Consider the following 25059-nt stretch of genomic DNA (forward strand, 5'->3'; position numbering starts at 1 on the left):
GAAGGAGCGGGCCCGGGCGCTGGACCCCGTGCGCAGCACCTCTCGCAGTCCACGGCGATTGACAGGGGCTTCACCACCGCGGGTGATCGGGCTCACGGAATCCCGTACGGGATTCCGCCTACCGTTGCGGGTCAGCGCCGGACTTCGACCGGACTTCCCCCACGAGGCGCTTGCAGCCTAGCGTGTGTTCCCACGCCTTCTCCCCCTGGGGGGCGCAGGTTTGCGCCACCGCGGTGGGGACACGTTCAGCGGGCGTCGGCCGTGCGCAGGGTGAGGATGCGGACGGTGCGCTCACCGGTGTGCGCGTCGCGGCCGTGCCAGCAGCGGTAGTTGTCGAGGACGAGGATGTCGCCCTCGGCGAGCCGGAAGCGCGGTAGGGCCGGTTCGAGGGCGTGCACCGTCTCGTCGAAGCGGGCCAGCATGGCGCGTACCCGGTCGGTGTCCGGGTCGCGGTGCAGGGGCACGGCCCCGTCGGTGCGGCGGACGACGCGACGGCCGGTGCGGGTGTACTCGACGTGCCGGGCGACGCGTGGGGTGGCGGGAAGTCCGCGCGTCCCCGCCCACTCGCCGTACAGGTCGACGTCGGTACCGGTGAGGAAGTCCAGGAGGGCGGGGTCGGTCGACGCCAGGCCGTCGACGAGGCCGTACGCGTCGAGCGCGAAGGAGTCGCCTCCGCGGGGAGCGGGCCGGACGCACTGGATCAGGACGTGGTCCTCGTCGGGGTGCCGCCGCCTGCCGGGTACGCCGCCGACGTCGACGACGAGGTCGAAGCTGTCGGCGTGCAGGTGGACGGGGCCGGCGTCACGGGAGGTGCGCACGCGGTGCGGATACAGCTCCCGCAGACGGCTGCCCAGGGTGCGGGCCGCGGCGACGGCGAGGGCGTCGGCTGTGTTCTCGTAACCGGTGAGGACGACGGCTCCGTCCCGTGACAGGAGGGTGCGGGCCTCCTGCTCCCGTTCGCCGGCCACCCGGCCGGGGACGAGGCCCGAAGGCGTGGGGGGAGCAGACGGCTGGGTGCTGTGGCTGAGTGAGTGCATGACCCGAGACTGCCGCATCAGGCGGCGCTCCCGGCTTTCCCCTCGGCTCCGGACGGCGCCTCGGGCCTGCGGGAGAAGTGGCGGGCGCTGGGCACCAGGGCGGCGACGGCCGGGGCGGCGAAGCAGGTCAGTGCGCAGACCGCGAGGACGGCGCGGGTGCCGAAGGCGTCGATGGCCGGCGCGATGAGGACGAGCCCGACCGGGGCGAGGCCGTAGGAGAGCAGGAAGTCCAACGAGGAAACCCGGGCGAGCTTGTCCGGTGCGACCTCGCGCTGGGTCGCGGTGAACCACGGCACGTTGAACAGCTCGATGCCGATGCCGGCGACGGCGTAGGCGGTCATCACCACCACGGGGTGCACGGGGACCATCAGGCTCAGCGGGGCGAAGCCGTAGGCGGCGAGGCCCGCCAGAGCGGTCCAGCCCGCCGATCGCGGGCGCCAGCGGGCGACGAGCAGGGCCGCGGCCAGCGCACCGGCGGTGTAGGCGGTCATCGCACCCGCGAGCACGACCTCGGTGCCGTACTCGTCGCGGCTGACCAGGGGCAGGGCGACGCCGGTCGCGGAGTAGCCGGTGGCTATGACGGCCGTCAGGGCCGCCAGTCCGGCGACGAACCACGGGTGCCTGCGGGCTTCACGGACGCCGTCGGCGAACTCGGCCAGGAACGACACCCGTTGGGGACGTTCGGCGCAGGGAGCGCCCTCGGTCCCGGTGCCGGCATGTGCGCCCGGTCCGGGCAGGAGGGCGGCGACGAGCCACAGCAGGCCGATGCCGAGCAGCAGGGCGCGGGTGCCGAGGAACACGGCGAGCAGGGCGGTCAGTGAAGGCCCCGTCAGGGTGGTGACCCTGACCGCGAGCGTCATGGCGGCGTTGGCCTGCTGCCTGCGGCCGGCATCGACGACCTCGGCGGTCAGGGCCTGGAAGGCGGGCCGGCAGGCGCCCTGACCCGCGCCGGCCAGGGCGGCGGCCGACGCCATCAGCAGGACCGAGCGGCCGAGTCCGGCGGCGATCAGCGGTGCCGCGACTCCCGCCGCCAGTCCCGCCCACAGCACGACGCCCCGGCGGGAGTGCCGGTCGGCCAGTACTCCGGCGACGGGCACCGCGGCGAGGAATCCCGCGGTGCGTGCCGCGAGCAGCAGGCCGAGATCGGTGACGTCGAGCGTGCGGTCGAGCACCGCGAACCCCAGCACGAACGGCAGGGCCCAGGTCGCCAGACCCGAGGCTGTGGCGCCCGTCCAGAGCCGTAGGAAGGCGGCGTCGAGCAGGAGGGGCCGCTGCTTTCCGGGGGTGTCCTCCGACGCCGTGGTCGGTATGAGTGGGGTCGGCACGTCGTGACGCTCCTGTCGTTCGTGGACCTGGTCGGATGGTGCGCGGCCGCGGCCGGACCGGCTTCGGGGGCGACCCGTGGTCCCGCCGACCACAGGCGCGCTCGGGGCCGTTGGCGGCTGCCGGCACACGGCGGAGTGTCCGAGCCCGCCACCGCGTCACCCCCCGGGGGGCTAGCGTGATGAAAATCGTTGTCGCTAGAGTAGCCGCCAACCCGACCGAGCTCCCTGCATGATCGGCATCACGGCCTCTTCCAGACCGGAGGAACCCATGCGCCACCCCGCACGATTAGGCGTCGCTCTGGCCACGCTCGCTCTCACGGCCGTCGGCTGCTCATCGTCGGGGGAGTCCTCCGCCGACGGCTCCGCGGACAAAGCGGCCGCGCGGACGACGACCGTGACGAGTTGCGGCCGGAAGCTCTCCTTCGACGAACCGCCGAAGCGCGCCGTCGCCCTGGACCAGTCCGCCACGGAGACGCTGCTGGAACTCGGGCTCGGGGACCGCATGGCCGGAACCGCGAACCTGAAGACGAAGATCGCCAAGGAGTACCGGGAAGCCTACGCCCAGGTGCCGGTGCTCAGCCCCAAGGTCCTCACCGGCGAACAGCTGCGCGCGGCCGCTCCCGACATCGTCATCGCCTCCTTCGACGACCTCTACGCCAAGGACCGGGTCGGCACCCGTGAGGAACTCGCCGAACTGGAACTGCCCTCCTATGTGAGCGCCGTGGAGTGTCCGAAACACAACGCCCCGGACAAGACCCCGTTCGACCTCCTCTTCGGCGACTACGAGAACTACGGCAGGATCTTCGGCGTCGAGGACCGGGCGGCCGAGCTGGTCGCCGAGCAGCGGGCCGTGGTGGGCAAGGCGGCCGAGACCGGGAAGAGGGTCGAGGGCGAACCGACCGTCGTATGGCTGTACTCGGTCTACAACGGGCTGCCGTACGTAGCCGGAAAGAGCGGACTGCCCAGCGAGATGAGCAGGCTCGTGGGCGCGAGGAACGCCTTCGACGACGTCGCCGAGGAGTGGCCGGAGGTCTCCTGGGAGCAGATCGCCGACCGCGACCCCGACTTCATCGTGGTCGGCGACCTCTCCGAACGCGGAGCCCCCGGTGACAGCGCCGAGGAGAAGCTGAAGATGATGCGCGAGGACACGCTGGTGTCCAAGCTGACCGCGGTCGAGAAGAACCGGATCATCGAGGTACCCGGCATCGAGATGGATCCCTCGGTGCGCACCACGCACACCCTCGGGCTGCTGATCGAGGGCATGGAGGAACTCGGGTATGTCCGCTAGCGCGGACGCGCCGGCCGGCGTGCCGGGCACGGTGGACCTGCTCCACCCGGCCGCCCGGGAGCACGGGCGCGCGGCCTCCGCCAGGACGCCGCCCGTGTCACCGCTCCCCGGCCCTTCCGGCCTGTCGCAGGCCGTGCTGCTCCTGATCGGCGCAGTGGTGCTGGCCGGGTCACTGGCGGTGTCGGTACGGATCGGTGTCGCCGATGTCGGCTACACCGATCTGGCGCGGGTGGTGGGCCCCCGTCTCGGCCTCGACGTCGAGCCGCTGCCCCGCCTGGTCGACTCCCTCGTCTGGGACCTGCGCGTTCCGCGTGTGCTCATGGCGGCGCTGGTCGGCGCCTCACTCGCGACGTGCGGGGCCGTGCTGCAGGCCGTCACCCGCAACGCACTGGCCGACCCCTACCTGCTGGGCATCTCGTCGGGGGCGTCGACCGGGGCCGTGGCCGTGGTCGTGCTCGGCGTGGGCGGGGGCGCGATCGGGGTGACCGGCGGGGCGTTCGCGGGCGCCCTGCTGTCGTTCGGCCTGTTGCTGCTCCTGCTGCGGCGCACCGGTCTCGATTCGGCACGCATCGTGCTGACGGGCGTGATCGTGGCGGAGCTCTTCATGGCGCTGACCTCCCTGGTCCTGACGGCATCCGGGGACGCCGACTCCATCCGTGCCATCACCCACTGGCTGCTGGGCTCGATGGCCTCGACCCGCTGGGACTCGGTGGTCGTCTGCGCGGTGGTCGGCGTGGTGGGGCTCGTGGTCTTCCGGCTGCACTCGACCGCTCTGGACGCCTTCGCCTTCGGCACCGACACCGCCTCCTCGCTGGGCGTCGACGTCCGGGCGGTACGGCGGGTGCTGCTGCTGGTGACGGCGGTGATGACCGCGGTGGCGGTCGCCTCGGTCGGCGCGATCGGCTTCGTGGGGCTGATCGTCCCGCACGGAGTGCGCTTCGTCGCCGGGCCGCTGCACCGCTCCCTGCTGCCGTTCTCCGCACTCGTGGGCGCGATCTTCCTGGTGTGGACGGACGCGCTGGCCCGGGTGGCCTTCGCCCCCCAGGAAGTTCCGGTCGGCGTGTTCACCGCCCTGCTCGGCGTACCGCTGTTCCTCCTGGTCATGCGCAAGCGAGGTGAGCTGTGAAGATCGCCGCCGAGAAGCTGGGCTGGTCGGTGCCCGGCCGGGCGATCGTCACCGACGTGACCCTGGAGATCGCCCCCGGGGAGACGGTCGGGCTGATCGGCCCCAACGGCTCCGGCAAGTCCTCCCTGCTGCGCTGCCTGGCCGGGCTCCGGGTTCCGACGACCGGGACCGTGCTGTACGACGGCGAGCCGATCCGGGACTGGGACACACGCCGGATCGCGCGGCACGTCGCCTTCGTCGAACAGGCCACCGACACCGACAGCGACCTGCGCGTCGCCGACGTCGTCGGCCTCGGCCGCACCCCCTTCCGGGACCGGTGGCGCGGTCCCGACGCCACCGACCGTGCCGTCGTCACCGCCGCCCTCGCCCGGACCGGGCTCACCGAACTCGCCGACAGACACTGGAAGTCGCTGTCCGGCGGGGAGCGCCAGCGCACCCACATCGCCCGTGCGCTGGCCCAACGCCCCTGGTGCATCCTGCTCGACGAGCCGACCAACCACCTGGACATCAGGCACCAGCTGGAGCTGATGGACCTGCTGGCCTCCACCGACCAGACGGTTCTCGTCGCCCTGCACGACCTCTCCCTGGCCGCCCGCTACTGCGACCGGCTGCTGCTCATGTACCAGGGACGCCTGGTCGCCGCGAGTCCGCCCTCGGACGTACTGACCCCGGCCCGGCTGATGGACGTCTTCGAGGTCGATGCCGGGATCGGCCTTGACGGCCTCGGCAACCTCGCGGTCTCCTACCACGGCACCGCACCACGGGACGACCGCCTCCACCCGCCTTCGGCCGTGGAGCGCTCTTGAGTCCTGCTCCCCCTCCCTCGCCCGTCCGGCGTGGGCTGATGCCGGCGAGGCCGGCTTCACGCACGAGCCGCTCGTCCTCCCGGAGACTGGGATCCGAGGTTCCGAGGAAGTAGTGGCAGGTGGAAAGCGAGCACCCGAAGCGGTGCTCGGACGAGTACGAGCGCGACGCGATCGAGCCGGGTACAGCAAGGCAGCGGCGGGTCCGGGAACCGGCCCTCCGCCGCCCGTCCGCAGGCGATCCATGCCACTGACGGTGGCGGCTGCCGCAACGCCGGGTCCACTGCGGCGCTTTCCCCGACGTAGCAGCCGCCCGGGTTCAGCGCTTACGGCTCGGAGCACCAGGGCCGTGCGGATCGGACACGGCCCTGGCACGCTATGACTCGGTCAGCTCCGGAACTCGCCCAGGTACTTCGCGAACTTCTCCAGGCCGTCGATGTTGCGCGGCCCGCTGATGCCCTCGTTGTAGTCGAGGATGAAGAAGTTGTCCTTCCTGATGGCAGGCAACTCCTTCGTGTGGGGGGACTTCTTCAAGAAGTCGATCTTCTTCTGGGCGGGCAGGTCCCCGTAGTCGAGGATCATGACGACTTCCGGTTCCGCTTCGGCGACGGCCTCCCAGTTCACCTGGGTCCACCGCTGGTCGAGGTCTCCGAAGACGTTCCTGCCGCCGGCGGTCTTGATGATGTCGTTGGGCGGGACCTGGTTGCCCGCGGTGAAGGGCTGGTCGGTGCCCGAGTCGTAGAGGAAGACCGGCACCGGATCGCCCTTGGGCGCCTTCGCCCTGACGGCCGCCACCCGCTTCTTCAGCCCGGCGACGACCTCGTCCGCCTTCTCCTCGACCTGGAAGATCCTGCCCAGCCGATCAAGATCGGTGTAGAGAGCCTCGAACGGGGACAACTTCTCCGGGTACTTCGGGTAGTTGAAGCAGCTTTCGCTGTGCATGAAGCTCTGGATGCCGAGCTTGTCCAGGATCTCCGGAGTGATGCCCCGCTCGTCCTTGAAGCCCGAGTTCCAGCCGGCGACGACGAAGTCGGACTTGGCCTCGACGACGAGTTCCTTGTTGAGGAGATCGTCGCTGAGCATCTTCACCTTGGCGTAGTCGCTCGCCCACGGTGACTCCTCCACCGGAGGGTTCGCCGGCGGCATCACGTAGCCGTGCACGTGGTCGACCAGGCCGAGGCTGAACAGCTTGTCGGCGCTTCCGCCCTCGTACGCCACGGCGCGCTTGGGAACCGTGTATTCGACCGGCTCACCGCACCTCTTGACGGTGACCTTCTCGGAGGACGCCTTGGCGTCCGGTTCCACCTCGGCGCCACAGCCACTGAGCAGCAGCGCGGCCGTGAGCGCGGAGCCGAGGAGGGTGCGCTGCCGCACCGAGCGGGGAAATCGAGTCATGGTCATGACCTGGTGGTGCCTTTCACGGGGAGGGATCGAGCGAGTACAACAACTGCGGGTCACCCGTCAGTGGGTGGGACACGATGCTGGCCTTGACGCCGAACACCTCGTCGACGAGTTCCGTGGTGAGGACGTCCTCCGGTGTACCGGTGGTGACGAGGCGGCCTTCGCAGAGGACGCCGAGGCGGTCGCAGGCGGCCGCGGCGAGGTTGAGATCGTGCAGCACGACCAGGACGGTGAGTCCCGATCCGCGCAGGAGCGAGAGCAGTTCGACCTGGTGGCGTACGTCGAGGTGGTTGGTCGGCTCGTCGAGCACCAGGATCTTCGGCTCCTGGACGAGCGCCCTGGCCAGCAGGACACGCTGGCGTTCCCCGCCCGAGAGCGTCAGGACTCCGCGCGGGGCGAGGTGGCGGATGTCGAGCTGGTCCATCACGCGTTCGCACAGCTCCCGCTCCCGGCGGCTGAGCGCCTGGTTGCCCTGAAGGTGCGGCGCGCGTCCGAGTGCGATGACCTCTTCGACCGTGAAGTCGAGGTCGACGGCGCCGTCCTGGGTCATGGCCGCGATGACCTGCGCGGAGCGGCGCATCGTCAGGCGGGAGAGTTGCTGCTCACCCACCCAGACGGTGCCGGAACTGGGGCGGAGCGCGCGGTACACGCACCTGAGGGCGGTGGACTTGCCACTTCCGTTCGGGCCGACCAGCCCCACGACCTGGCCGCTTTCCACGTCCAGGGACAGGTCACGTACCAGGCTCTTGCCGTCGGTCACCACCGAGAGCCCGTCAAGTCTGAGGTCCATCTCAACGGCCTCCGAACATGTAGCCCTTGCGGCGCATCAGGGTGATGAACACCGGCACGCCGACGAGTGCGGTGATGACGCCCAGGGGCAGCTCGCGCGGTGCCACCAGCGTCCGGGACACCAGGTCGACCCACACCATGAAGATCGCTCCGGCCAGTGGCGCCACGGCCAGCACGCGGGCATGGGTGGCGCCGGCGACCATGCGCACCAGGTGAGGCATGACCAGTCCGACGAAGGCGATGGCACCGCTGACGGCGACCATCACTCCCGTCACCAGCGAGGCCAGGACGAGCAGGGCCTTGCGGTGCCGGTCGGGGCTGATGCCCAGGCTCGCGGCGGTCTCGTCCCCGAGGGCCAGCACGTCCAGCGCCCGGCCGTACCGGTACAACACGGCCAGGCCGAGGACGACGACCACGGACACGACCGGGAGCGCGCCCCAGCTCGCGGCGCCGAAGCTGCCCATCGTCCAGTACAGGACCATGCTGGTCGCCTCGCTGTCCGGCGCGAAGTAGATGATCAGGCTCATCAGCGCCTGGAAGCCCAGCGACATGGCCACACCCGTCAGGACCAGACGCAGCGGGGAGAGCGCGCCCCGGCCGGCGGAGGCGACGTACACCAGGAGCGACGCGACCAGGGCCCCGATGAAGGCGCCGGCCGACACCGCGTAGATGCCCAGCGCCGCCAGTCCCCCGGTGACCGTGACACCGACGGCTCCGACGGACGCGCCCGAGGAGACGCCCAGCACGAAGGGATCGGCGAGCGCGTTGCGCACCATGGCCTGGATGGCCACGCCGATCGCGCTCAGCCCGGCCCCTACGAGCGCCGCGAGCAGCACCCGCGGCGTACGGATCTGCCAGATGATCTGGTACGTGGTCACCTCGTCCGCGGCGATGCGGCCGCCGCTGACAGCCGCCCACAAGTACCGGGCGGTCTGCCCCGGCGCGATCACGGCGGCCCCCAGGCCGATGGCCAGCACGACCGAGGCGAGGAGAACGACGAACAGGAGGACGCAGGCAAGCACCAGGCCCTTACGGGAGGCGAGACGTCCCTTCACCCCCGTTACGGGTTCGGGGGGTGCCGCGTCGGCTGACGTATCGGCGCCGCCCCTCGCCGAGGGCGCGGAGACAGTTGGCGGTGGCATAGAACCCGGCCTTCCAGGTTGAACGGAACATACTCATCAGGCGCGTGGCATCCGGGCGGACCCCGGTACTGCACCGGCTACGCGGAAACAGGCGCGCCGCTTGCCTCTTCCCCGTCGGGCTGAACCGCGCGATGCAATGGGGCGGCGGCCCTCAGCGCCACAACGGGCCCGGGCGCCGAGGAGGACGATGACGCCCGGACAGCCGGCCAGGGTCGCGCCCGCGAACACTCCGGAATTCGACCCGACTGCGCTGAGGCGGCTCGTCCTTCCCTGTGCCGGGGTGAACCGCCTCAGGGCAGTTCGAAGGGCGAGGCCACGCCGTCGCGTGCGCGGGCGGAAGCGGAGTCGTTGTCATCGGGGAGCATCCCGACGGCATCGAGCACGCCGCGGCGGAGGCGTCGGCGCACGCCGCCGAGGCCGCGGTCCGCGGCCTCGGCGCGGCCCCGCTCACGCGAGGCCGCCGCGAGGTCGACTGCGCCAGTCACGCCGTGCGGGCCGACCTGCGCGACGACCCGAATCGGGGATGCCCCCGAACCGCAACACGCGTCGAGCACACACACCGGGGCTCAGGCGCGCAGCCCTGACGGCCGCCGTACCGATCGGCGGCCAGGCGCTGAACAGTCGATCGAAGCCCCCCGCCTCATCCGCTGATCCGACGGCCACGTCGCACGAACCCATGCACACTCCCGTCCGAAGGTGACAGCGAGACCAGGGTATATGAAAACGACAATCAGTAGCCTTCTTTCGGCGATGGTCGCACCACATCGCCGAAGTCGTCATGGAGGCTCGGCGAGCGGCGCTTCCGCCAGGCGCGAGACCACGGCCGGTGGCGGCTGACGGAGGGAGGAAAACGCTCAAATCGCAGGTGACCGCCCGGTCATGTCGACTCCGGCGACGGCCAGGGAGCGAGAGGAACAAGGGACCGAGGGCCCGGTGACCGACAGTCACTGATTGATCATCATATGATGTTGACAATCATTTTCAGCATGTTGCATGCTGCTCGGGCCCCGCACCCTCCGCCCCGGCCGCACCCGGTCCCTGCCTGCACGAACTCCAGCCACACCCCGACCACGGAGGACCCATGACCGACCGGACCACAGCCGGCGCCACAGCGTCCCAGGACGGTGCCCGTGCCCTGCTGGACTCCCTGCCGGACACGCTGTCCCGGGACGAGATCCTCGCGATCAACAGCTCCAAGTCCGACATCCACACCACCCGGACGTACGAGTACAACGGCTGGGCGTTCACACTGCCGCCGGGCGTCTTCAAGCCGGGCGACACCAGCCGCATCGTCCACGACCGGCTGCTGGACGGCACGATCCCCGTCAAGGGCAGGTCGTACGGGGCCATGGGCGTCGGCCTCGGTGTCGAAGCCGTGATCGCCGGCACGCTCGGAGCGCGGGAGATCTACGCGGCCGACGTCCACCCGGACAGCGTGGCAACGACCGCCGAGCACTACCGGCGCATCGTCGGGGACCGGCCGGACACCATTTTCCGGCCCCTGGTGTCCAACCTCTTCGAGGAGTTCCCCGACTCCTCCCGGCTGGACGTCATCACCTTCAATCCGCCCGCGGTCAGCACACGGACCAGCGACGATCCGACCGTGGTCCGCAACGTCTGTGTGGGCGCCGGGATCGTCACTCGCTTCTTCGACCAGATCGTCACGCGCGATCTGCTCGCACCCGAGGGCGAGATCTACCTGATCGTGTCCAACACCGCGGAACTCAAGCGGATCGTCGGTCATGGCCTGGACTCCGGTTTCCGGCCCGAGATCCTGCACCGCCAGACATGGGAGGGCGACGACTGCCAGGCGTACCTGTTCAAGCTCATCCGCCACGACGCCGCCTGACCGGGAGGACAAGACATGCACGAGCACATAGCCGAGGCCATCAGGGAACCCGATGTCGTGACCGTCCCTCCGGGCGCGATCTGTCTGCGCTTCGAGACCATGAAGCTGTACTCGGCCCTCGGTGCCGTACGCCACCTGCTGGAGACCGGGCAGGTCAAGCCCGGCGACACCCTCGTCGACAGTTCCAGCGGCATCTACGCCCATGCGCTCGCCCTGGCCTGCCACCGCTACGGCCTGAACTGCCACATCGTCGGCTCCACGACGGTCGACCGCACCCTCCGCGTCCAGTTGGAGATCCTCGGCGCCACACTGGAACAGGTCCGGCCCTCCAAGAACCTGCGCCTGGACCAGAACCTGCGCGTCGAGCGGATCGCGGAACTGCTGCGGGAGAACCCGCATTACCACTGGATGCGGCAGTACCACGATTCCATCCACTACCTGGGTTACCGCGACATCGCCGACCTCATCCGCAAGGAGGTCCCGGAGGCACCGCTGTCGCTCGTCGGGGGCGTGGGCACCGGGGCGTCCACCGGCGCCATCGCCACCTACCTGCGCGAGGCGGGCCGGGACGTGAGGCTCGTGGGGGTGCAGCCGTTCGGCAGCGTCACCTTCGGCGCCGGGCACGTCTCCGACCCGGACATGATCATTGCCGGTATCGGCAGCTCCATCCCGTTCCAGAACGTCCGGCACGATCTGTACGACCGCATCCACTGGGTCAACTTCGACTACGCCATGTCAGGTGCCGTCGAACTCCTGCGCGTCAGCGGCATCTTCGCCGGCCTCTCGGCGGGATCCGCTTACCTCGCCACGCTCTGGGAACGGGAGCGCGAGGCGGACCGTACGTACGTCTTCCTGGCCGCCGACACCGGGCACCGTTACGTCGACAGCGCCTACGTCAACCACCCCTCGGCCAAAGGTCTCGAAGCCATGCGGCCCCACGAAGTGACGGCCCAGGACGAGCTGCGGCACCCGTGGTCCGCGATGGACTGGCCGCCGACCGGCAGCGCGCTGCTGCGTGGCGGTCCTGTTCCAGTGCCCGAGAGGGCCTAGCGTCGCCGCCGGGCGCGCCGCTCACCCCTTCGTACCGCCCTTGTCCTGCCGCAAGGCGCCCCGTCATGTTCTTTGACGAGCAGCTCTCACGCGGTTTCGTTCTCCTGCCGCGCCTCCTCGATGCCGCCGAGACGGCGGCTCCGGGCGAGGTGGCGGAAGCCGTGCTCGCTCACACGGACAAGAGGACACCGGAAGGGGTGGCCGACGCCACCACGTGACCGCCGGGGCACCCGTCGGCTTCGTCCGATGTCTCCCGCCCTGCTCGCGCATCGCTTTGGCTCCGGCCGAACGGTCCGGAACCGGCGTTCTCTTCTGCTGTGCTCCCAGCCCGCCGGACGCCCCGCACTCCCCTGCCGGACGAAGCGGCTCGCCGGCCTTCCCTGACCTCCCCTCCCGTTCGTCAACATTCTCGAGAAGGAACCGATATGCCCCTTTCGCAGCCGTACTCCGTACCCGAGCTCCAGCAGGCCGTCCTCGACGGCTCTTTCGGTCCCAGCCCGCAGGAACTGGCCGTCACCAGCGCCTTCTGGCTCCACCACACCACCCGGCTCGCCGGCAGCCAGATCACCTACCGCAACAGCTACCTGCTGATGAGGTCCGGCGACGCCTTCGGCGCCTGCTCCTTCGAAGCCGGCGAGGTCACCCCCGACTTCTGCGCCGACGCCTCCGGGCACACCCTCGACACCCTCATCCGGCACGACTCGGCGCCGGTGCGCATCGCCGCGCTCGACGCCTACCTCGGGCGCGTCCAGCCGCACCGCAGCGCCGCGAACGCCGAGACCGTCACGCTGCCCACCGGAACGCCGGAGGAGCGCGCGCAGGCCAGGGACGCGGCCGTCGCCGGGCTGCTCGACATCGCACCCGGGGCGAGGGTCGCCCTCATCGGCGTCGTCAACCCGCTCGTCGCCGCGATACGCGAGCAGGGCGGTGTCCCGCTGCCCTGCGACTTCAACCTGCGCACCACCAACTGGGGCGACCCCGTCACCGAGGACATGACGCAGGTTCTCGCCCAGGCGGACGCCGTGGTCGCCACCGGCATGACCCTCAGCAACGGCAGCTTCGACCACATCCTCGAACACTGCCGCAAGCAGGAACTCCCTCTGGTGGTGTACGCCCAGACCGGCAGCGCCGTCGCGCGCGCCTTCCTGGGCGCCGGCGTGACCGCGCTGTCCGCCGAGCCCTTCCCCTTCTCGCAGTTCAGCGCCGACGCCACCGCGCTGTACCGGTACCGGGCGGAGCAGGCATGAGCAGCGAGACCCAGGGCGCCGCGGCCTCGCCCGGGGCTCCGGGCAAGGCCGCCGGCACAGCCGTGGGGCAGGCCGTGGCGGGCGGCGGAGCCGTACCGGGCGATCTCGAGATGACCCGCCTCCTCTGGCCGTTCATGCTCGCCTCGGCCACCGGGCTGGTGCCCTTCACCATCTACAGCACCTTCCTCGTGCCCATCGCCCGTGCGGCGGACGGCGGCGTCGCCGCACTCGGCCAGTTGCGCGGCCTCGGCGGACTCGCGGCCCTGGCCGTGGGGACCGCGCTGGCCCCTCTGATCGACCGTGTACGCAAGGAATGGGCGGCTGCGGGCGGACTCGCCGTCCTGGCCTTCTCCGCCGCGCTCGGCGCGAGCGGCGACTTCCTGATGCTGGCGGCCTTCTGCCTGCTCGTCGGCGCCGGTACGGCGGTACTGAACCCCGCGCTGACGGCGGCCGCCGCCGACCGCTTCGACAACGACGCCGCCGCGGGCCGCGCGGCGACCCTGATCACCGCCACCCAGTCGCTGACCGCGCTCCTCGCGGCGCCGCTGGTCGCGCTGCCGGCACTGCTGTGGGGCTGGCAGGGCGACCTGTGGGCGATCGCCGCGATCTCGTCCGTGCTGGCCCTGTACTTCCTCCTCCGGGGCCGCCGTCGCCATGATGCGGAGGGTGGGGCCGCGGAGCCGGCGGAGCAGGTGGAGAAGCCGGGATACCTGGAGTCGTTCCGGCTGCTGGGAGCCCTGCCCGGAGTGGTCCCGCTGCTGCTGGTCGCCATGCTGCGGACGGCGGCCTTCATGGGTTACCTCGCCTACCTCGCGGCCTTCTACGACGAACGCTTCGGTCTCGGACCCGAAGCGTTCGCGATCGTGTGGACGCTCAGCGGCACGTCGTTCTTCCTGGGGAACCTGTTCGCCGGCCGGCTGCTGAGTGCGGACCGGACGAGGATCTCCAGCGAATACGTGATGGCACTGGCACTGCTGGTGGCGCTGTCCGCTCTGGTCGGCGTCTTCTTCACGCAGTCGCTGTTCTTCGCTCTTCCGCTGACGGCGCTGGTCGGCGCGGGACACGCGACGGTGGCGGCCTGCGTCACCACACTGCTCGTACGCCGCTGCGGCTCCCTGCGCGGCACGGTGCTGAGCATCAACGCCGCCGGTATGAGCTTCGGCGTCTTCCTCGGGGCCGCACTCGGCGGCGTGGGGCTGGCGCTCGGCGACTACCCCGGTACGGCGGCGGTGCTGGGCGGGCTGACGCTCGTGGCACTCGTCCTCGCCCGGGTGGTGACCCGGTCCGCTCCTCCGCCTACGACGGCCTGAGACCCCGTCGCATGCCCCGCGCACGGCATGCGGCGTCTTGGCCCGGGCGCGGTGATCCCGGCGCCGCTGAGGTTCACAGCGCCGCTCGTGTGGGCGTTGATGAGCGACAAGACGGTGATCCTGCGGTGGAGGGGTGAGGCGGAGCCGCCTCCCGGGCGAGAGTGCCTCAGGCCGAGGCGCTCTCGCCACGGAACGAGCCGGCTTCCGCGCCCGGCACTCGGCTGCCCACGATCGCAGTCGACCGGTCGGCGCTCCAGAGATCCACCCCATCTCGTCGAGCTCGCCCCAACCGACGTCACCGCTCGTCCGCGAGGTCGAGATCACCCCTATTCGCCTCAGCCACGCCCTCAGCCCCCCGGGGATCCCGCCACAGACGCGCGATCGGACCGGACAGCGGCCGCCACCAGGGCTCGGTCGGCAGCTGCCCGGCCGGCTCGAAGGGCTCACCGGGCCGCGGGAACGCGACCGCCTGCCCGGCCCCGGCCGCGGCGTCCGCCATCCACTCACCGGGCTCCGCCCACGGGTGCGGCGCCAGGTTGAAGGTGCCCCAGTGGATGGGCAGCAGCACCCCGGCCGCCGGGTCGCCGCCCTGCAGGTCGAGATGGGCCCGGACGCCCTCGTCGGGCGTCATGTGGATGTCGGGCCAGAAGTCCGAGTACGCGCCGACCTGGATCATCGTGGCGTCGAACGGGCCGTGGTCGGCGCCGATGTCCTTGAAGCCCTCGAAGTAGCCGGTGTCGCCACTGTGGTAGATCCGGTGCTCGTCGCCCGCGACCGCCCAGGAGGCCCAGAGCGTGTGCTGGGTGTTGCGCAGGCCCCGGCCGCAGAAGTGGCGGGCCGGGGTGGCGGTCAGCGTGAGGCCGCCGACCTTCGTCGCCTCGTGCCAGTCCAGCTCGCGCAGCCGTCCCGCGGACACGCCCCAGCGCTCCAGGTGCGCACCCACGCCGAGGGGCACGGCGAACAGGGTGTCCGTGCCGGCCAGCGCCTTGATCGTGGGCAGGTCCAGGTGGTCGTAGTGGTCGTGCGAAATCACGACGACGTCGACCGGGCCGAGCGCGGTCAGCGGCAGCGGCGCGGGGTGCAGCCGTTTGGGACCGGCGAAGGGGAACGGCGAGCAGCGCTCACCCCACACGGGGTCGAACAGGACCCGGTGCCCGTCGATGTCCGCGAGCACGCTGGAGTGGCCCAGCCAGGTCAGGCGCAGGCCGGTGGCGGGCGGGCGGGATATGTCGGCGAGCGTGGTGGGATGCACCGGCACGGCGCCCCTCGGGGCACGCCGGGACCGGCTCTCCTTGTCGAGGTAGAGCTTCGCGAGGTCCCGCGTCGAGCCCGAGGGGCGGGTCCGGGCGGTGCCCCCGGGGTTCTGGAACACGCCGTCCTCGAAGTGCGGGGATCTGCGGATGCGTGCCATGCGCTCCCCACCGGGGTCCGCGCCGAAGGCCACGGGCCGCAGGGCGCGGAGCCCGGAGCTCTGGAGACGGAAACCGGCCACGGTACCTCCAAGTGGAGTGGTCAGACATTTCATTATGGGCGGCCGGTCCGACGGCGCGGTGCCGGGTCCGGCCGGGGCGGTCGCCCGCCGCACGCCCCGGTCTCCCCCGACCGTCGCGCTGCCGGGCGGACACTCACGCCACCGCCGCGATCCGTACCTTGATGTCGTCCGGGGACAGCGTGCCCTTGGCGATCACGTGGTCGCCCGACGACACCCCGCGCAGGCGGCGGCCGATCCACGGCACCAGGTACTCGCGGGCCCACTGGACGTTGTCCCGGCGGATTTCGAGCGCGCCCCGGGGCGGCAGGGGCGGCCAGGGCTGTTCCGGGTCGGCGGGGACGTCCAGGCCCAGGGCCAGGCCCGCGCGGAGCGCCACGCGTGTGTGCCCCTCGGGCGACAGGTGCAGCCGGTCGGTGTCCCACGCCCTGCGGTCCTGCACGCTCCTGAGGGACCACAGGTCCAGCACCGGGCAGCCGTACCGGTCCGCGACGGCCCGCACATGCCCGTTGTACGTGGCGATCTTGCCGCGCAGGTGTTTGAGCAGGGGGACGCCGCGGGTGTCGAAGCCGGTCGTGACCATCACCGTGCCGGAGGCGGCCGCGAGCGCGGCGATCGCCCGCTCGAAGCGCTCGGCCACCTCGTCCGGATCGCTGCCCGGCCGGAGGATGTCGTTGCCGCCCGCGCAGAACGACACCAGGTCGGGGGCGAGTTCGACGGCCCGGGGAAGTTGTTCCGCCACGATCTGGTCCAGCAGTCTGCCGCGCACCGCGAGATTGGCGTACCGGAAGTCGCCCTCGGGCCGGAGGTCGGCGAGAAGGACGGCGAACCGGTCGGCCCAGCCGACGAACGCCCCGTCGGGCCCGGGGTCGCCGACGCCCTCGGTGAAGCTGTCCCCCACCGCCACGTACGACCCGATCACTGTTCTGCTGTCACTCTTCGAATCGTCTGCCACAGCCGGACATGATTCACCTTCGAATGTGACCTACGCGACCGTAAGCACGGGTTGACGTGCGGTGACATAAGACACTTTCAAAGAGCCGGCCGATTGCGGAACACGCCGAGGGCCGGACCCGGTGAGCGGGTCCGGCCCTCGGCGGCGCGCCGGGCGGTGCGGGTTCGGGGGTCAGCCGAGGGCGACGCCCTTCGAGCGGAGGTAGGAGACGGGGTCCACGTCCGAGCCGTAGTCCGGGGTGGTGCGGATCTCGAAGTGCAGGTGCGGACCGGTCGAGTTGCCGGTCGAGCCGGAGAGGCCGACCTGCTGGCCGCCGCTCACGCTCTGGCCGGCCGAGACGGACAGCGAGGACAGGTGGGCGTACTGAGCGTAGTAGCCGTCGGCGAGCTGGATGACGACCTGGTTGCCGTACGCGCCGGCCCAGCCCGCGGAGACGACCGTGCCCGGACCGACGGCCTTCAGGGAGGTGCCGGTCGGGACGCCGAAGTCGACACCGGTGTGGTAGCCGCTGGACCACATGCTGCCGGCCACCTTGTAGCCGGTGCCGACGCCGCCGCCGGGCACCGGGGAGCTGTAACCGGAGGCGTCCGCGGCCTGGCCGGAGGCGGCCGTCTGCGCGGAGGCGTCCGAGGAGGACTGCTCCACGGACTGCCCGGCCGGCTGCGCGGCGGGCTTCTCGGCCTTCGGCTGCGACTCCTCGGAGGGCTTCGAGGACTCCGTGGACCGCGACGGCGCGGAGGACTTCGGGAACTTCGGGGAAGAGGACTTCTCCGGCGCGCTCTTGGCGGCCTCGCCGTCTATGGAGAGCTTCAGACCGGGGTGGATGAGCGACGGGTCCTCGCCCACGGCTTCGCGGTTGTCCGCGTAGAGCTTCTTCCAGCCGCCGTCGACGTCCTCCCGGTCGGCGATGCTCGCGAGGTAGTCGCCGGCCTTCACGACGTAGGTGCGGGCGTCGTCGCCCTTCTCGGCGGCGGACTTCTGGCCGGCGACGGAAAGGGACTGGACGGTCTTTTCGGGGGCCGTCTGCGGTGCGGCGGCGTGTGCGCCGGTGGCGCCGAGAAGCGGCAGTGCGAGCGCCGCGCCACCGGTTCCGGCGACGGCGATGGAACGGGTGAAACGCTGGGCCTTGGTACGGCGGTGCTTACCCTTGGCGGGCATGTCGAATTCCTCTCCGGCGCCTACGAGGTGAGCTGTCGGGTTCGGACTGGAGATGCCCGGCCGCGCTTTCACGCGGCTTAACCCCAAGCCGTTCCGGGAACCGGAACAGGCGGTCGTACCTGTGGGTCCCCCGTTCCTGCCGTTCACGGGTCAGTGTGTGCGGGCTCCGGGCGGCGGCAGGATTAGGCGTCCGTCCGGATCGATGGTGAACGTAAGCGACCCGGACGCGCGGGGACAAGCGCGAGGTTCTCGACGAATGCGATTTTCCGTGATCCACAGGCGGAAACCACGTCACCGGGCGTCGACCCGGATTCCGTTTCGGCGCTGAATTCCCTTGCCGTTCCCCGGAATTACGTGCACATGACGACAGCGCACCGTCACCCATATGACGATGCTCACGCACCCCATCCTCATCTAGTGCTCTACCGGGGCGCGTTATACCTAAACGGCTTAATCGGACAGAACGCCCGAATGGGTGGATCGCAGGCGTCGCAGCCGGAACACCGCGGCGTCCAGATCCCCTCGCAACCCGGTGGGCAGCCCGTGGTGCAGCAAGACGGCACCCCGGTGCACTTCGCCCGATTCGCGGCACTCGTACGAGGCGGCCGGGTCGAGGCCGCGCAGCCGCAGCGCCGGCACGGGCTCCCCGTGGTGCTGCGCCTGGAGGCAGGCGAGGACGACGGTCTCGTCACCCAGGACGTACTGCACCGCGCTCAGCCCGCCCTCCGGCGGGCGCAGCCGGTAGAGGTCACCGCGCTGCACGAGGGGCCGGATCTCCTTGTAGAGGGCGATCCACTCCCGCGCCTCGGCCAGCTCCTCCCCGGTCCACCGGGTGAGGTCACCACCGACGCCGAGCACGCCCGCCATGGCGCTGACGAACCGGAAGCGCAGCGAGCTGACCCGGCCGTTGAGCATCGCGTTCGGGCTGTCGGTGACCCAGGCGGCCATCACCCGGGCGGGGTGGATCTGGCTGAAGCCGTGCTGGAGGGCGAGCCGGTCGAGGGGGTCGGTGTTGTCCGAGGTCCACACCTGGTCGGTGCGGGAGAGGATGCCCAGGTCGATCCGGCCGCCGCCGCCCGAGCAGGACTCGAAGGCCACGTCCGGATGGGCCGCCCGCAAGCGGTCCAGCAGGGCGTACAGCCCGCGCACATGGTCGGTCCACAACCGCTGCGGGTAGGGGTCCCCGGGCCAGCCCGCGTCGGTGAAGCAGCGGTTGAAGTCCCACTTCACATAGTCGATCGGGGCACTGGAGAGCAGCCCGTCGAGCTGTTCCCAGAGGTGGTCCCGCACGTCGTCGCGCGCGATGTTGAGGACGAGCTGGTTGCGGAACTCCGTACGCCGGCGTCCGGGCCGGTACTGCACCCAGTCGGGATGGGCGCGGTAGAGGTCGCTGTCCGGGTTGACCATCTCCGGCTCGACCCAGATGCCGAACTGCATCCCGAGCCCGTGCACATGATCCGCGAGCGGCTTCAGGCCGCCGGGGAAACGGTCGGGGTTGGGCGTCCAGTCGCCGAGCCCGGCCCGGTCTCCGGTGCGCGCGCCGAACCAGCCGTCGTCGACCACGAACAGCTCGACGCCCATCGCGGCGGCCCGCCCGGCGAGTTCCCGCTGCTGCTCCTGCGTGATGTCGAAGCCGGTGGCCTCCCAGGAGTTGAACAGGACGGGCCGGTCCCGGTCCGCGCCCGGTACGACATGGGTCCGCTGGTAGGCGTGCCACGCGCGGCTGGCCCCGCCGAAGCCGCCGTCGCTCCACAGCCCCGCGAAGACCGGCGTGACGTACGTCTCGTCCGTGCCGAGCATCAGCAGCCCGGAGTCGTCGTGACCCGCGCCGCCGGTGATCTGTACGCGCGCGTCGGGGAGTTGCGCCACGCAGATGCGCCAGGACCCCGACCAGCCGAGGGCGCAGCCGTAGACTTCGCCCCGTTCCTCGGTCGCGTCGGTGTCGAGCGCGACCCACGGCAGGTGCTGGTGCCCGGTGTGGCCGCGGCGGCTGCCGAGGACCTTCTCCCCGTAGGTGAGCGGGGAGCGGGTCAGCCGGGACTCCGCGGCCCAGCGGCCGTGCAGCTGGGAGAGCCGCCACCGCTCCCGCTCGGGCAGGGTCCAGGTGGCGGAGTCGGCGCGCAGGAGCTCGACGTCGGGGCCCCGGTTGTGCAGGGTGACCCAGCGCTCGATCACATCGCCGCGCATCCGGTAGTGCAGGGTCACCCCGAGTCCGCCGTCGCGGAAGCGGAGGCGGAGTTCACCGTCGTGCGTGTCGTGGCCGTCGAAGGCCCACTCGGTGCCCCGCCGTTCGCCGGTGCGCACGGACAGGGCGGGCCGGGTGAACCGGGGACCGCCCTCGACCGGGTACTCCTCGCGCCCGTCCAGCCGGGACTCGAACGGCCAGTCGTCCGGCAGGGGGCGCCGCGCGAGGGCCCGCGCGTCGGCGAGCGCGATCCTCGGGCCCCAGTGCAGATGCACCAGCTCGTCGCGGTCCGTGACGTGCACCGCGTAACCGCTGGTCGGCCCCGAGAGGAGCCAGGTACGACCGTCTTGCGAGACCTCCGCCACCCGAACCTCCCACGGATTCGAACAGATGCGGTCAGACACCAACATCATCGGTGCCGTCGGGGCGGCCGGGCAATGCCTGTGGACAACTCATTGCCCCAGGCAGGCATGTCGTATCGTCAAGTGGTGCCCGTCGGCGAGCCGCGCCGGCGCAGCCGAGTGGGAGGAGTCCTACGTGACGCAGCAGATCCCGTCGACGGAACCCGAGCTGGCCGGCGTACGCAACTTTCGCGACGTGGGCGGACTGCCGACCGTGGACGGCCGGCGGGTGCGGCACGGGGTGCTGTTCCGCAGTGGTCATCTCGCCCACGCGACCGCGCAGGACGCCGTCTTCCTGTCCTCGCTCGGGCTCCACACGGTCTTCGACTTCCGCAACGCGGCCGACCAGGCGCTGGAGGGGCCGGACGTCGAGCTGCCGGGCGTGCGCAATGTGAACCTGCCGCTCAGCGACCCGGCCGACGGCGCCGAGTTCTGGAGGATGGTCCGCGACGGCGACCTGGACCAGCTGCGCTCGATCCTCGCGGACGGCAAGGGCGCGGACCGGATGATCAGCTCCTACCGGCTGATCATCAAGGAGCGCACCGCCGAGCACTCCCGGGTGCTGCGCTCGCTCGCGGAGGACGGCGTGCCCGCGCTGATGCACTGCGCGGCCGGCAAGGACCGGGCGGGACTGTCGGTGGCCGTGACCCTGCTCGCGCTGGGCGTCGAGCGGGACGCGATCCTGGACGACTACCTGAAGTCCAACGCCAAGCACCGCCGCTACAAGGTGCACCGCAACGGCAGCGCCGACTCGGCCTACTCCCCCGAGGTCATGGAGCTGCTCAACCCGCTGTTCGACGCGCGCGCGGAGTATCTGTCGGCCGCCTTCGAGACCGTCGAGGAGACCTGGGGCGGCGTGGACCCCTATCTGGAGAAGGCGCTCGGGCTCACCCCCGAGGCCCGGGAGCGGCTGCGCGAGCGCATGCTCGACTGAGGCCGGCGGCCGGCCGTCACTTCGCGCCCACTTCGAAGAGCAGATAGACGAAGGCCGCGAAGACGTGCCCCACCGCGATGTAGATGAACAGCCTCACCCACAGGGCCCGGGGGAACTTCTCCTCCATGTCCTTGCCGGTCATGACGCCTCTCCGTCGGTGGGGCCCAGGCACAGCGCGGCCGTGGGACTCTGCAGCAGGGTGTGGACGAACAGCAGCTCGACCCCGTCGGGATCCTGAGCGGCGATGCGGTGCGGGGTCAGCGAGTCGAAGTGCGCGCTGTCGCCCGGACCGAGGCGGTGCAGGGCGTCCCCGAGCCGCAGCCGCAGCCGCCCCTTGAGGACGTACAGCCACTCCTCGCCGGGGTGGACGCGCACGATGTCGCCCTGGGAACGGTGCGGCACGTGCACCCGCAGGGCCTGCATGCCGCGCCCCGCGGCACCGGCCGGCCAGTACGTCCAGCCGCCCGCGGCCGTGGGCTCCATGTCGGCGGCGCGCACCGCGGCGTCCCGGTCGGCTGCCGTCTCGCCGAGCAGGTCGGAGACCGTCGTACCGTAGGTACGGGCGAGGGAGAGCAGCATCGGCAGCGAGGGCTGGCGCTGCCCGGTCTCCAGCCGGGAGAGGTGGGCGGGCGACAGACCCGCGTCGCGGGCGGCGGCCTCCAGCGTCAGGGAGGCCCGTCGCCGCAGGGCGCGCAGCTGGGGCGCGACCACGGGGAGCGCGCCGGCGGGCGGCTCCGTGTCGGAGGAACTCATGCCTCCATTCAGCCGCAGATTTGCCTCCGCGGCAATTTTCTTACCTCAGAGGCAAATCGCCTGCTCGGCGGCCGGCGGCCGTCTGCTTGACCAGCGTCCTGCCGAACTCCCACATCAGGCCGCCGTCGTGCGCGTCGTCCATCACCGCGGTGAAGGCGTCCACGAACCGGTTCACGTCCCGCTCGTCGATGACGAGCGGCGGGATCAGTTTGATCACCTCCATGTGGTCGCCGGAGACCTGGGTGAGGATCCGGTGCCGTCGCAGCAGCGGCACGACCACCATCTGCGCGAAGAGTCCCTTGCGGGCGGCCTGGAGCATGGTCCAGTGGCCCCGCAGCCTCAGTGACCGGGGCCGGCCGAACTCGATGCCGATCATCAGCCCCCGGCCGCGGACGTCGGCGAGCAATTCGTACTTCTCGGTGAGTGCGGCCAGGCGGGTCCGCAGCAGGTCGCCGGTGGCCCGGACGTGCGCCACGACCCGCTCGTCCTCCATGACCGACAGCACGGCCAGGCCCGCCGCCATGGCCTGGGCGTTGGCTCCGAAGCTGGCCGAGTGGACCAGCACCCGGTCCATGGACGAGTACACCTTGCGGAAGATCCAGTCCTTGCCGAGCGTGGCCCCCACCGGCACGTATCCGCCGGAGAGCGCCTTGGCGACGCACACCAGGTCCGGCTCGACGCCCTCCTCGTGCTGGTAGGCGTAGAAGTCACCGGTCCGCCCCAGCCCGGTCTGCACCTCGTCGACGATCAGCAGTGCCCCGTGCCGGTGCAGCAGCTCCTGCGCGGCCCGCAGATAGCCGGGCGGGGCCTCGTGCACGCCCTTGCCCTGGATCGGCTCGACGATCAGCGCGGCCACGTCCCCCTTCCGCACCTCCCTCTCCAGCGCGTCGAGATCGCCGAGCGGGACGGCCGTGTCGGGCAGCAGCGGGGCAAAGCCGTCCCGGAAGCCGGACTCCCCGTTGACGGACAGGGCACCGGTGGTGAGGCCGTGGAAGGCGTGCTCGCAGTACAGGACGCGCGGTCTGCCGGTCGCGTACCGGGCGAACTTCAGCGCGCCCTCCACCGCTTCCGTACCGCTGTTGCCGAAGAACACCCGGTCCAGGTGCGGGCTGTACGCGAGCAGCCTCTCGGCCAGCAGCCCGGGCAGCGGCTGGCAGTCGAAGCGGGTGAGGTCGGCGAGGGAGGCGTCCAGGACGTCGTGCAGCGCCTTGCGGACCACGGGGTGGTGGCGGCCCAGGCCCATCACCCCGAACCCGGCGAGCATGTCCAGGTGGTCGTTGCCGTCGGCGTCCCAGAAGTGGGCGCCCTCGGCGCGCTCGTAGACCTTGTCGAAGCCGATGGTGTGCAGCATGCGCGGAAGCTGGTGGTTGAGGTACCTGCTGTGCAGTTCGTAGCGTTCGGCTCCGCGCTCGGCCAGCAGCGCGCCGAGGTCGAACGGCCCGGTCGGCGACGGCTCCGCCGCGGACTCCCCAGTGGTCATGCCCGGTGCTCCTGTAGGTCCTGTGGGTCTCGTGGACACCGCGCGCTCGGAGCAGGTCGGCGGCTTGGGGGCAGACGGACGCCATCACGCCCACGGCCACCAGCAGCGCCCCGGCGCCGTCCGTCCGGCGCAACACGCCCATGCCGCCGATCCGGTCCAGCACCGGGATCGCCGGGCCCGCGGACTCCTCCGGGAACCTCCGGGGCGTCCCCGCCCACCGCCACCGGCCCGACCTGGATCCGCCGGCTCTTCCGGCGCTCGGCGAGCCCGGCCGGAACGGACGGCATGCCGAGGGAGACGGCGGTCACGGCCTCACTCCCGGTTCCCGGAGACCGTCTCGCGCAGGGCGCGCAGCGACTCCTTGAGCGATCCCATGGTGGCGAGCACGGCGGTGGGCTCGTATCCGCAGTGCGCCATGCAGTTGGCGCAGCGCGGGTCCTTGCCCCGGCCGTACCGGTCCCAGTCCGTCTTCTCGATCAGCTCCCGGTACGTCGGCACGTAGCCGTCGCTCATCAGGTAGCAGGGGCGCTGCCAGCCGAAGAGGGAGTAGTTCGGGATCGCCCACGCGGTGCACGGGAAGTCGACCCTGCCCTCGAGGAAGTCGAGGAACAGCGGGGAGTGGTTGAGCCGCCAGCGGCGCCGGTTACCGCCCGCGAAGGCCTTCCTGAACAGCTCGCGGGTCTGCTCCACGCCCAGGAAGTGCTCCTGGTCGGGGGCCTTCTCGTAGGCGTATGCGGGCGAGATCATCATCTCGTCGACCTCGAGGTCGTCATTGAGGTAGTCGAGCACCTCGACGACGGTCCCCGGGGTGTCAGTGTTGAAGAAGGTGGAGTTGGTGGTGACCCGGAAGCCGCGGCGCTTGGCCTCCTTGATGGCCGCCACCGCCTCGTCGAACACGCCCTCCTTCGCCACCGACTCGTCGTGCCGCTCGCGCAGCCCGTCGATGTGCACGGCGAACGCGAAGTAGGGCGAGGGGGTGAAGCCGTCCATCTTCCTGCGCAGCAGCATGGCGTTGGTGCACAGGAAGACGTACTTCCGGCGGGCCACCAACTGCCTCACGATCTCCTCGATCTGAGGGTGCATCAGTGGTTCTCCGCCGGCGATCGACACCATCGGCGCCCCGGACTCCAGCACGGCGCCCACGGCCTGGGCGACGGGCATCCGCTGCTTGAGCACCCCGGCCGGGTGCTGGATCTTGCCGCATCCCTCGCACGTGAGGTTGCAGGCGAAGAGCGGTTCCAGTTCGACGATGAGCGGGAACTTGTCCCGCCGGCGCAGCTTCTGTTCGGCCAAGTATGTAGCGATCTTGATGGACTGACGCAGCGGCATGGCCATCT

The 25059-nt window shown here is 71.1% G+C and carries 23 protein-coding genes, 1 pseudogene and 2 riboswitches; of the genes and pseudogenes, 9 read left to right on the forward strand and 15 right to left on the reverse strand.

Annotated features, from left to right (window positions below):
- Window positions 1-60: 60 nt before the first annotated feature.
- Window positions 61-201, reverse strand: a riboswitch (cobalamin riboswitch).
- Window positions 202-245: 44 nt separating this feature from the next.
- On the reverse strand, window positions 246-1037 hold the full coding sequence (locus tag ACF07S_RS22030) for a TauD/TfdA family dioxygenase (protein WP_391974875.1): 792 nt from the start codon (window positions 1035-1037) through the stop codon (window positions 246-248).
- 17 nt (window positions 1038-1054) lie between these two features.
- Complete coding sequence (locus ACF07S_RS22035) at window positions 1055-2362, reverse strand: MFS transporter (RefSeq protein ID WP_391974876.1); 1308 nt, start codon at window positions 2360-2362, stop codon at window positions 1055-1057.
- A gap of 268 nt (window positions 2363-2630) precedes the next feature.
- Between ACF07S_RS22035 and ACF07S_RS22040 the strand changes: the two genes are divergently transcribed.
- The 3 genes from ACF07S_RS22040 to ACF07S_RS22050 are packed head-to-tail and all read left to right on the forward strand — an operon-like array spanning window position 2631 to window position 5582.
- On the forward strand, window positions 2631-3650 hold the full coding sequence (locus ACF07S_RS22040; protein WP_391974877.1) for an ABC transporter substrate-binding protein: 1020 nt from the start codon (window positions 2631-2633) through the stop codon (window positions 3648-3650).
- Window positions 3640-4776, forward strand: a complete 1137-nt coding sequence (locus ACF07S_RS22045; RefSeq protein ID WP_391974878.1) for a FecCD family ABC transporter permease — start codon at window positions 3640-3642, stop codon at window positions 4774-4776. The genes ACF07S_RS22040 and ACF07S_RS22045 overlap by 11 nt, the downstream gene beginning before the upstream one ends.
- A complete protein-coding gene (locus ACF07S_RS22050) occupies window positions 4773-5582 on the forward strand; it encodes an ABC transporter ATP-binding protein (protein WP_391974879.1) in 810 nt (269 codons plus the stop codon). Before ACF07S_RS22045 ends, ACF07S_RS22050 begins: the two co-directional genes overlap by 4 nt.
- Window positions 5583-5966: 384 nt before the next feature.
- Here the strand turns inward: ACF07S_RS22050 and ACF07S_RS22055 are convergent, their stop codons facing one another.
- The 4 genes from ACF07S_RS22055 to ACF07S_RS22070 all read right to left on the reverse strand — a co-directional run bounded on the left by ACF07S_RS22055 (window position 5967) and on the right by ACF07S_RS22070 (window position 9396).
- Window positions 5967-6974: an ABC transporter substrate-binding protein gene (locus ACF07S_RS22055; RefSeq protein WP_391974899.1), complete on the reverse strand. Its 1008-nt coding sequence runs from the start codon at window positions 6972-6974 to the stop codon at window positions 5967-5969.
- Between the two features lie 22 nt (window positions 6975-6996).
- Window positions 6997-7770 (reverse strand): ABC transporter ATP-binding protein, encoded by a 774-nt coding sequence (locus ACF07S_RS22060; protein ID WP_391974880.1) that lies wholly within the window; start codon window positions 7768-7770, stop codon window positions 6997-6999.
- A gap of 1 nt (window position 7771) precedes the next feature.
- Entirely contained in the window at window positions 7772-8791 is a 1020-nt protein-coding gene (locus ACF07S_RS22065; RefSeq protein ID WP_391974900.1) for a FecCD family ABC transporter permease, read from the reverse strand.
- A gap of 410 nt (window positions 8792-9201) precedes the next feature.
- A complete protein-coding gene (locus tag ACF07S_RS22070; protein ID WP_391974881.1) occupies window positions 9202-9396 on the reverse strand; it encodes a hypothetical protein in 195 nt (64 codons plus the stop codon).
- Between the two features lie 596 nt (window positions 9397-9992).
- On the opposite strand from ACF07S_RS22070, the gene ACF07S_RS22075 reads away from it, so the two are divergent.
- From ACF07S_RS22075 to ACF07S_RS22095, 5 genes are all read left to right on the forward strand, one after another.
- Window positions 9993-10760 (forward strand): methyltransferase, encoded by a 768-nt coding sequence (locus ACF07S_RS22075; protein WP_391974882.1) that lies wholly within the window; start codon window positions 9993-9995, stop codon window positions 10758-10760.
- Between the two features lie 15 nt (window positions 10761-10775).
- Window positions 10776-11810 carry a pyridoxal-phosphate dependent enzyme gene (locus tag ACF07S_RS22080; RefSeq protein ID WP_391974883.1) on the forward strand — a complete coding sequence of 345 codons (1035 nt, stop codon included), beginning with the start codon at window positions 10776-10778 and terminating at the stop codon, window positions 11808-11810.
- A gap of 65 nt (window positions 11811-11875) precedes the next feature.
- Complete coding sequence (locus tag ACF07S_RS22085; protein ID WP_391974884.1) at window positions 11876-12028, forward strand: hypothetical protein; 153 nt, start codon at window positions 11876-11878, stop codon at window positions 12026-12028.
- A 207-nt stretch (window positions 12029-12235) separates the two neighbouring features.
- The gene (locus ACF07S_RS22090; RefSeq protein WP_391974885.1) at window positions 12236-13057 is read left to right on the forward strand and encodes a Rossmann-like domain-containing protein; all 822 of its coding nucleotides are present in this window, start codon (window positions 12236-12238) and stop codon (window positions 13055-13057) included.
- Window positions 13054-14367, forward strand: coding sequence for an MFS transporter (locus ACF07S_RS22095; protein ID WP_391974886.1), 1314 nt, complete (start codon window positions 13054-13056; stop codon window positions 14365-14367). The genes ACF07S_RS22090 and ACF07S_RS22095 overlap by 4 nt, the downstream gene beginning before the upstream one ends.
- A gap of 295 nt (window positions 14368-14662) precedes the next feature.
- Here the strand turns inward: ACF07S_RS22095 and ACF07S_RS22100 are convergent, their stop codons facing one another.
- From ACF07S_RS22100 to ACF07S_RS22115, 4 genes are all read right to left on the reverse strand, one after another.
- Complete coding sequence (locus ACF07S_RS22100) at window positions 14663-15859, reverse strand: MBL fold metallo-hydrolase (protein ID WP_391974887.1); 1197 nt, start codon at window positions 15857-15859, stop codon at window positions 14663-14665.
- 133 nt (window positions 15860-15992) lie between these two features.
- A complete protein-coding gene (locus tag ACF07S_RS22105) occupies window positions 15993-16778 on the reverse strand; it encodes an SGNH/GDSL hydrolase family protein (protein WP_391963505.1) in 786 nt (261 codons plus the stop codon).
- A 204-nt stretch (window positions 16779-16982) separates the two neighbouring features.
- On the reverse strand, window positions 16983-17969 hold the full coding sequence (locus ACF07S_RS22110; protein ID WP_391963465.1) for a peptidoglycan DD-metalloendopeptidase family protein: 987 nt from the start codon (window positions 17967-17969) through the stop codon (window positions 16983-16985).
- Window positions 17970-17973: 4 nt separating this feature from the next.
- Window positions 17974-18135: riboswitch (cyclic di-AMP (ydaO/yuaA leader) on the reverse strand.
- 284 nt (window positions 18136-18419) lie between these two features.
- Window positions 18420-20564 (reverse strand): alpha-galactosidase, encoded by a 2145-nt coding sequence (locus tag ACF07S_RS22115; RefSeq protein ID WP_391974888.1) that lies wholly within the window; start codon window positions 20562-20564, stop codon window positions 18420-18422.
- 127 nt (window positions 20565-20691) lie between these two features.
- Between ACF07S_RS22115 and ACF07S_RS22120 the strand changes: the two genes are divergently transcribed.
- Window positions 20692-21489: a tyrosine-protein phosphatase gene (locus tag ACF07S_RS22120; protein WP_391963467.1), complete on the forward strand. Its 798-nt coding sequence runs from the start codon at window positions 20692-20694 to the stop codon at window positions 21487-21489.
- A 16-nt stretch (window positions 21490-21505) separates the two neighbouring features.
- Here ACF07S_RS22120 and ACF07S_RS22125 read toward each other — a convergent pair whose 3' ends face one another.
- The 5 genes and pseudogenes from ACF07S_RS22125 to hpnH all read right to left on the reverse strand — a co-directional run bounded on the left by ACF07S_RS22125 (window position 21506) and on the right by hpnH (window position 25057).
- Complete coding sequence (locus ACF07S_RS22125; protein WP_391029383.1) at window positions 21506-21631, reverse strand: DUF6126 family protein; 126 nt, start codon at window positions 21629-21631, stop codon at window positions 21506-21508.
- On the reverse strand, window positions 21628-22242 hold the full coding sequence (locus ACF07S_RS22130; RefSeq protein WP_391974889.1) for a helix-turn-helix domain-containing protein: 615 nt from the start codon (window positions 22240-22242) through the stop codon (window positions 21628-21630). The genes ACF07S_RS22125 and ACF07S_RS22130 overlap by 4 nt, the downstream gene beginning before the upstream one ends.
- Before the next feature lie 40 nt (window positions 22243-22282).
- Window positions 22283-23722, reverse strand: coding sequence for an aspartate aminotransferase family protein (locus tag ACF07S_RS22135; RefSeq protein ID WP_391974890.1), 1440 nt, complete (start codon window positions 23720-23722; stop codon window positions 22283-22285).
- 34 nt (window positions 23723-23756) lie between these two features.
- A pseudogene (locus ACF07S_RS22140) lies at window positions 23757-23936 on the reverse strand (hypothetical protein); the annotation flags it as partial.
- Window positions 23937-24034: 98 nt separating this feature from the next.
- Entirely contained in the window at window positions 24035-25057 is a 1023-nt protein-coding gene (hpnH, locus tag ACF07S_RS22145) for an adenosyl-hopene transferase HpnH (RefSeq protein WP_391974891.1), read from the reverse strand.
- Window positions 25058-25059 lie beyond the last annotated feature (2 nt).

The organism is Streptomyces sp. NPDC016640 (assembly GCF_043076215.1).
Lineage (GTDB): Bacteria > Actinomycetota > Actinomycetes > Streptomycetales > Streptomycetaceae > Streptomyces.

Bases quoted from the DNA above. Each gene is read 5' to 3' on its own strand.
- ACF07S_RS22055 (WP_391974899.1), bottom strand. From the start codon at position 6,974: ATGACTCGATTTCCCCGCTCGGTGCGGCAGCGCACCCTCCTCGGCTCC.
- ACF07S_RS22135 (WP_391974890.1), bottom strand. From the start codon at position 23,722: ATGACCACTGGGGAGTCCGCGGCGGAGCCGTCGCCGACCGGGCCGTTC.
- ACF07S_RS22115 (WP_391974888.1), bottom strand. From the start codon at position 20,564: ATGTTGGTGTCTGACCGCATCTGTTCGAATCCGTGGGAGGTTCGGGTG.
- hpnH (WP_391974891.1), bottom strand. From the start codon at position 25,057: ATGGCCATGCCGCTGCGTCAGTCCATCAAGATCGCTACATACTTGGCC.
- ACF07S_RS22075 (WP_391974882.1), top strand. From the start codon at position 9,993: ATGACCGACCGGACCACAGCCGGCGCCACAGCGTCCCAGGACGGTGCC.
- ACF07S_RS22090 (WP_391974885.1), top strand. From the start codon at position 12,236: ATGCCCCTTTCGCAGCCGTACTCCGTACCCGAGCTCCAGCAGGCCGTC.
- ACF07S_RS22080 (WP_391974883.1), top strand. From the start codon at position 10,776: ATGCACGAGCACATAGCCGAGGCCATCAGGGAACCCGATGTCGTGACC.
- ACF07S_RS22045 (WP_391974878.1), top strand. From the start codon at position 3,640: ATGTCCGCTAGCGCGGACGCGCCGGCCGGCGTGCCGGGCACGGTGGAC.
- ACF07S_RS22125 (WP_391029383.1), bottom strand. From the start codon at position 21,631: ATGACCGGCAAGGACATGGAGGAGAAGTTCCCCCGGGCCCTGTGGGTG.
- ACF07S_RS22095 (WP_391974886.1), top strand. From the start codon at position 13,054: ATGAGCAGCGAGACCCAGGGCGCCGCGGCCTCGCCCGGGGCTCCGGGC.
- ACF07S_RS22130 (WP_391974889.1), bottom strand. From the start codon at position 22,242: ATGAGTTCCTCCGACACGGAGCCGCCCGCCGGCGCGCTCCCCGTGGTC.
- ACF07S_RS22110 (WP_391963465.1), bottom strand. From the start codon at position 17,969: ATGCCCGCCAAGGGTAAGCACCGCCGTACCAAGGCCCAGCGTTTCACC.
- ACF07S_RS22030 (WP_391974875.1), bottom strand. From the start codon at position 1,037: ATGCACTCACTCAGCCACAGCACCCAGCCGTCTGCTCCCCCCACGCCT.
- ACF07S_RS22040 (WP_391974877.1), top strand. From the start codon at position 2,631: ATGCGCCACCCCGCACGATTAGGCGTCGCTCTGGCCACGCTCGCTCTC.
- ACF07S_RS22060 (WP_391974880.1), bottom strand. From the start codon at position 7,770: ATGGACCTCAGACTTGACGGGCTCTCGGTGGTGACCGACGGCAAGAGC.
- ACF07S_RS22085 (WP_391974884.1), top strand. From the start codon at position 11,876: ATGTTCTTTGACGAGCAGCTCTCACGCGGTTTCGTTCTCCTGCCGCGC.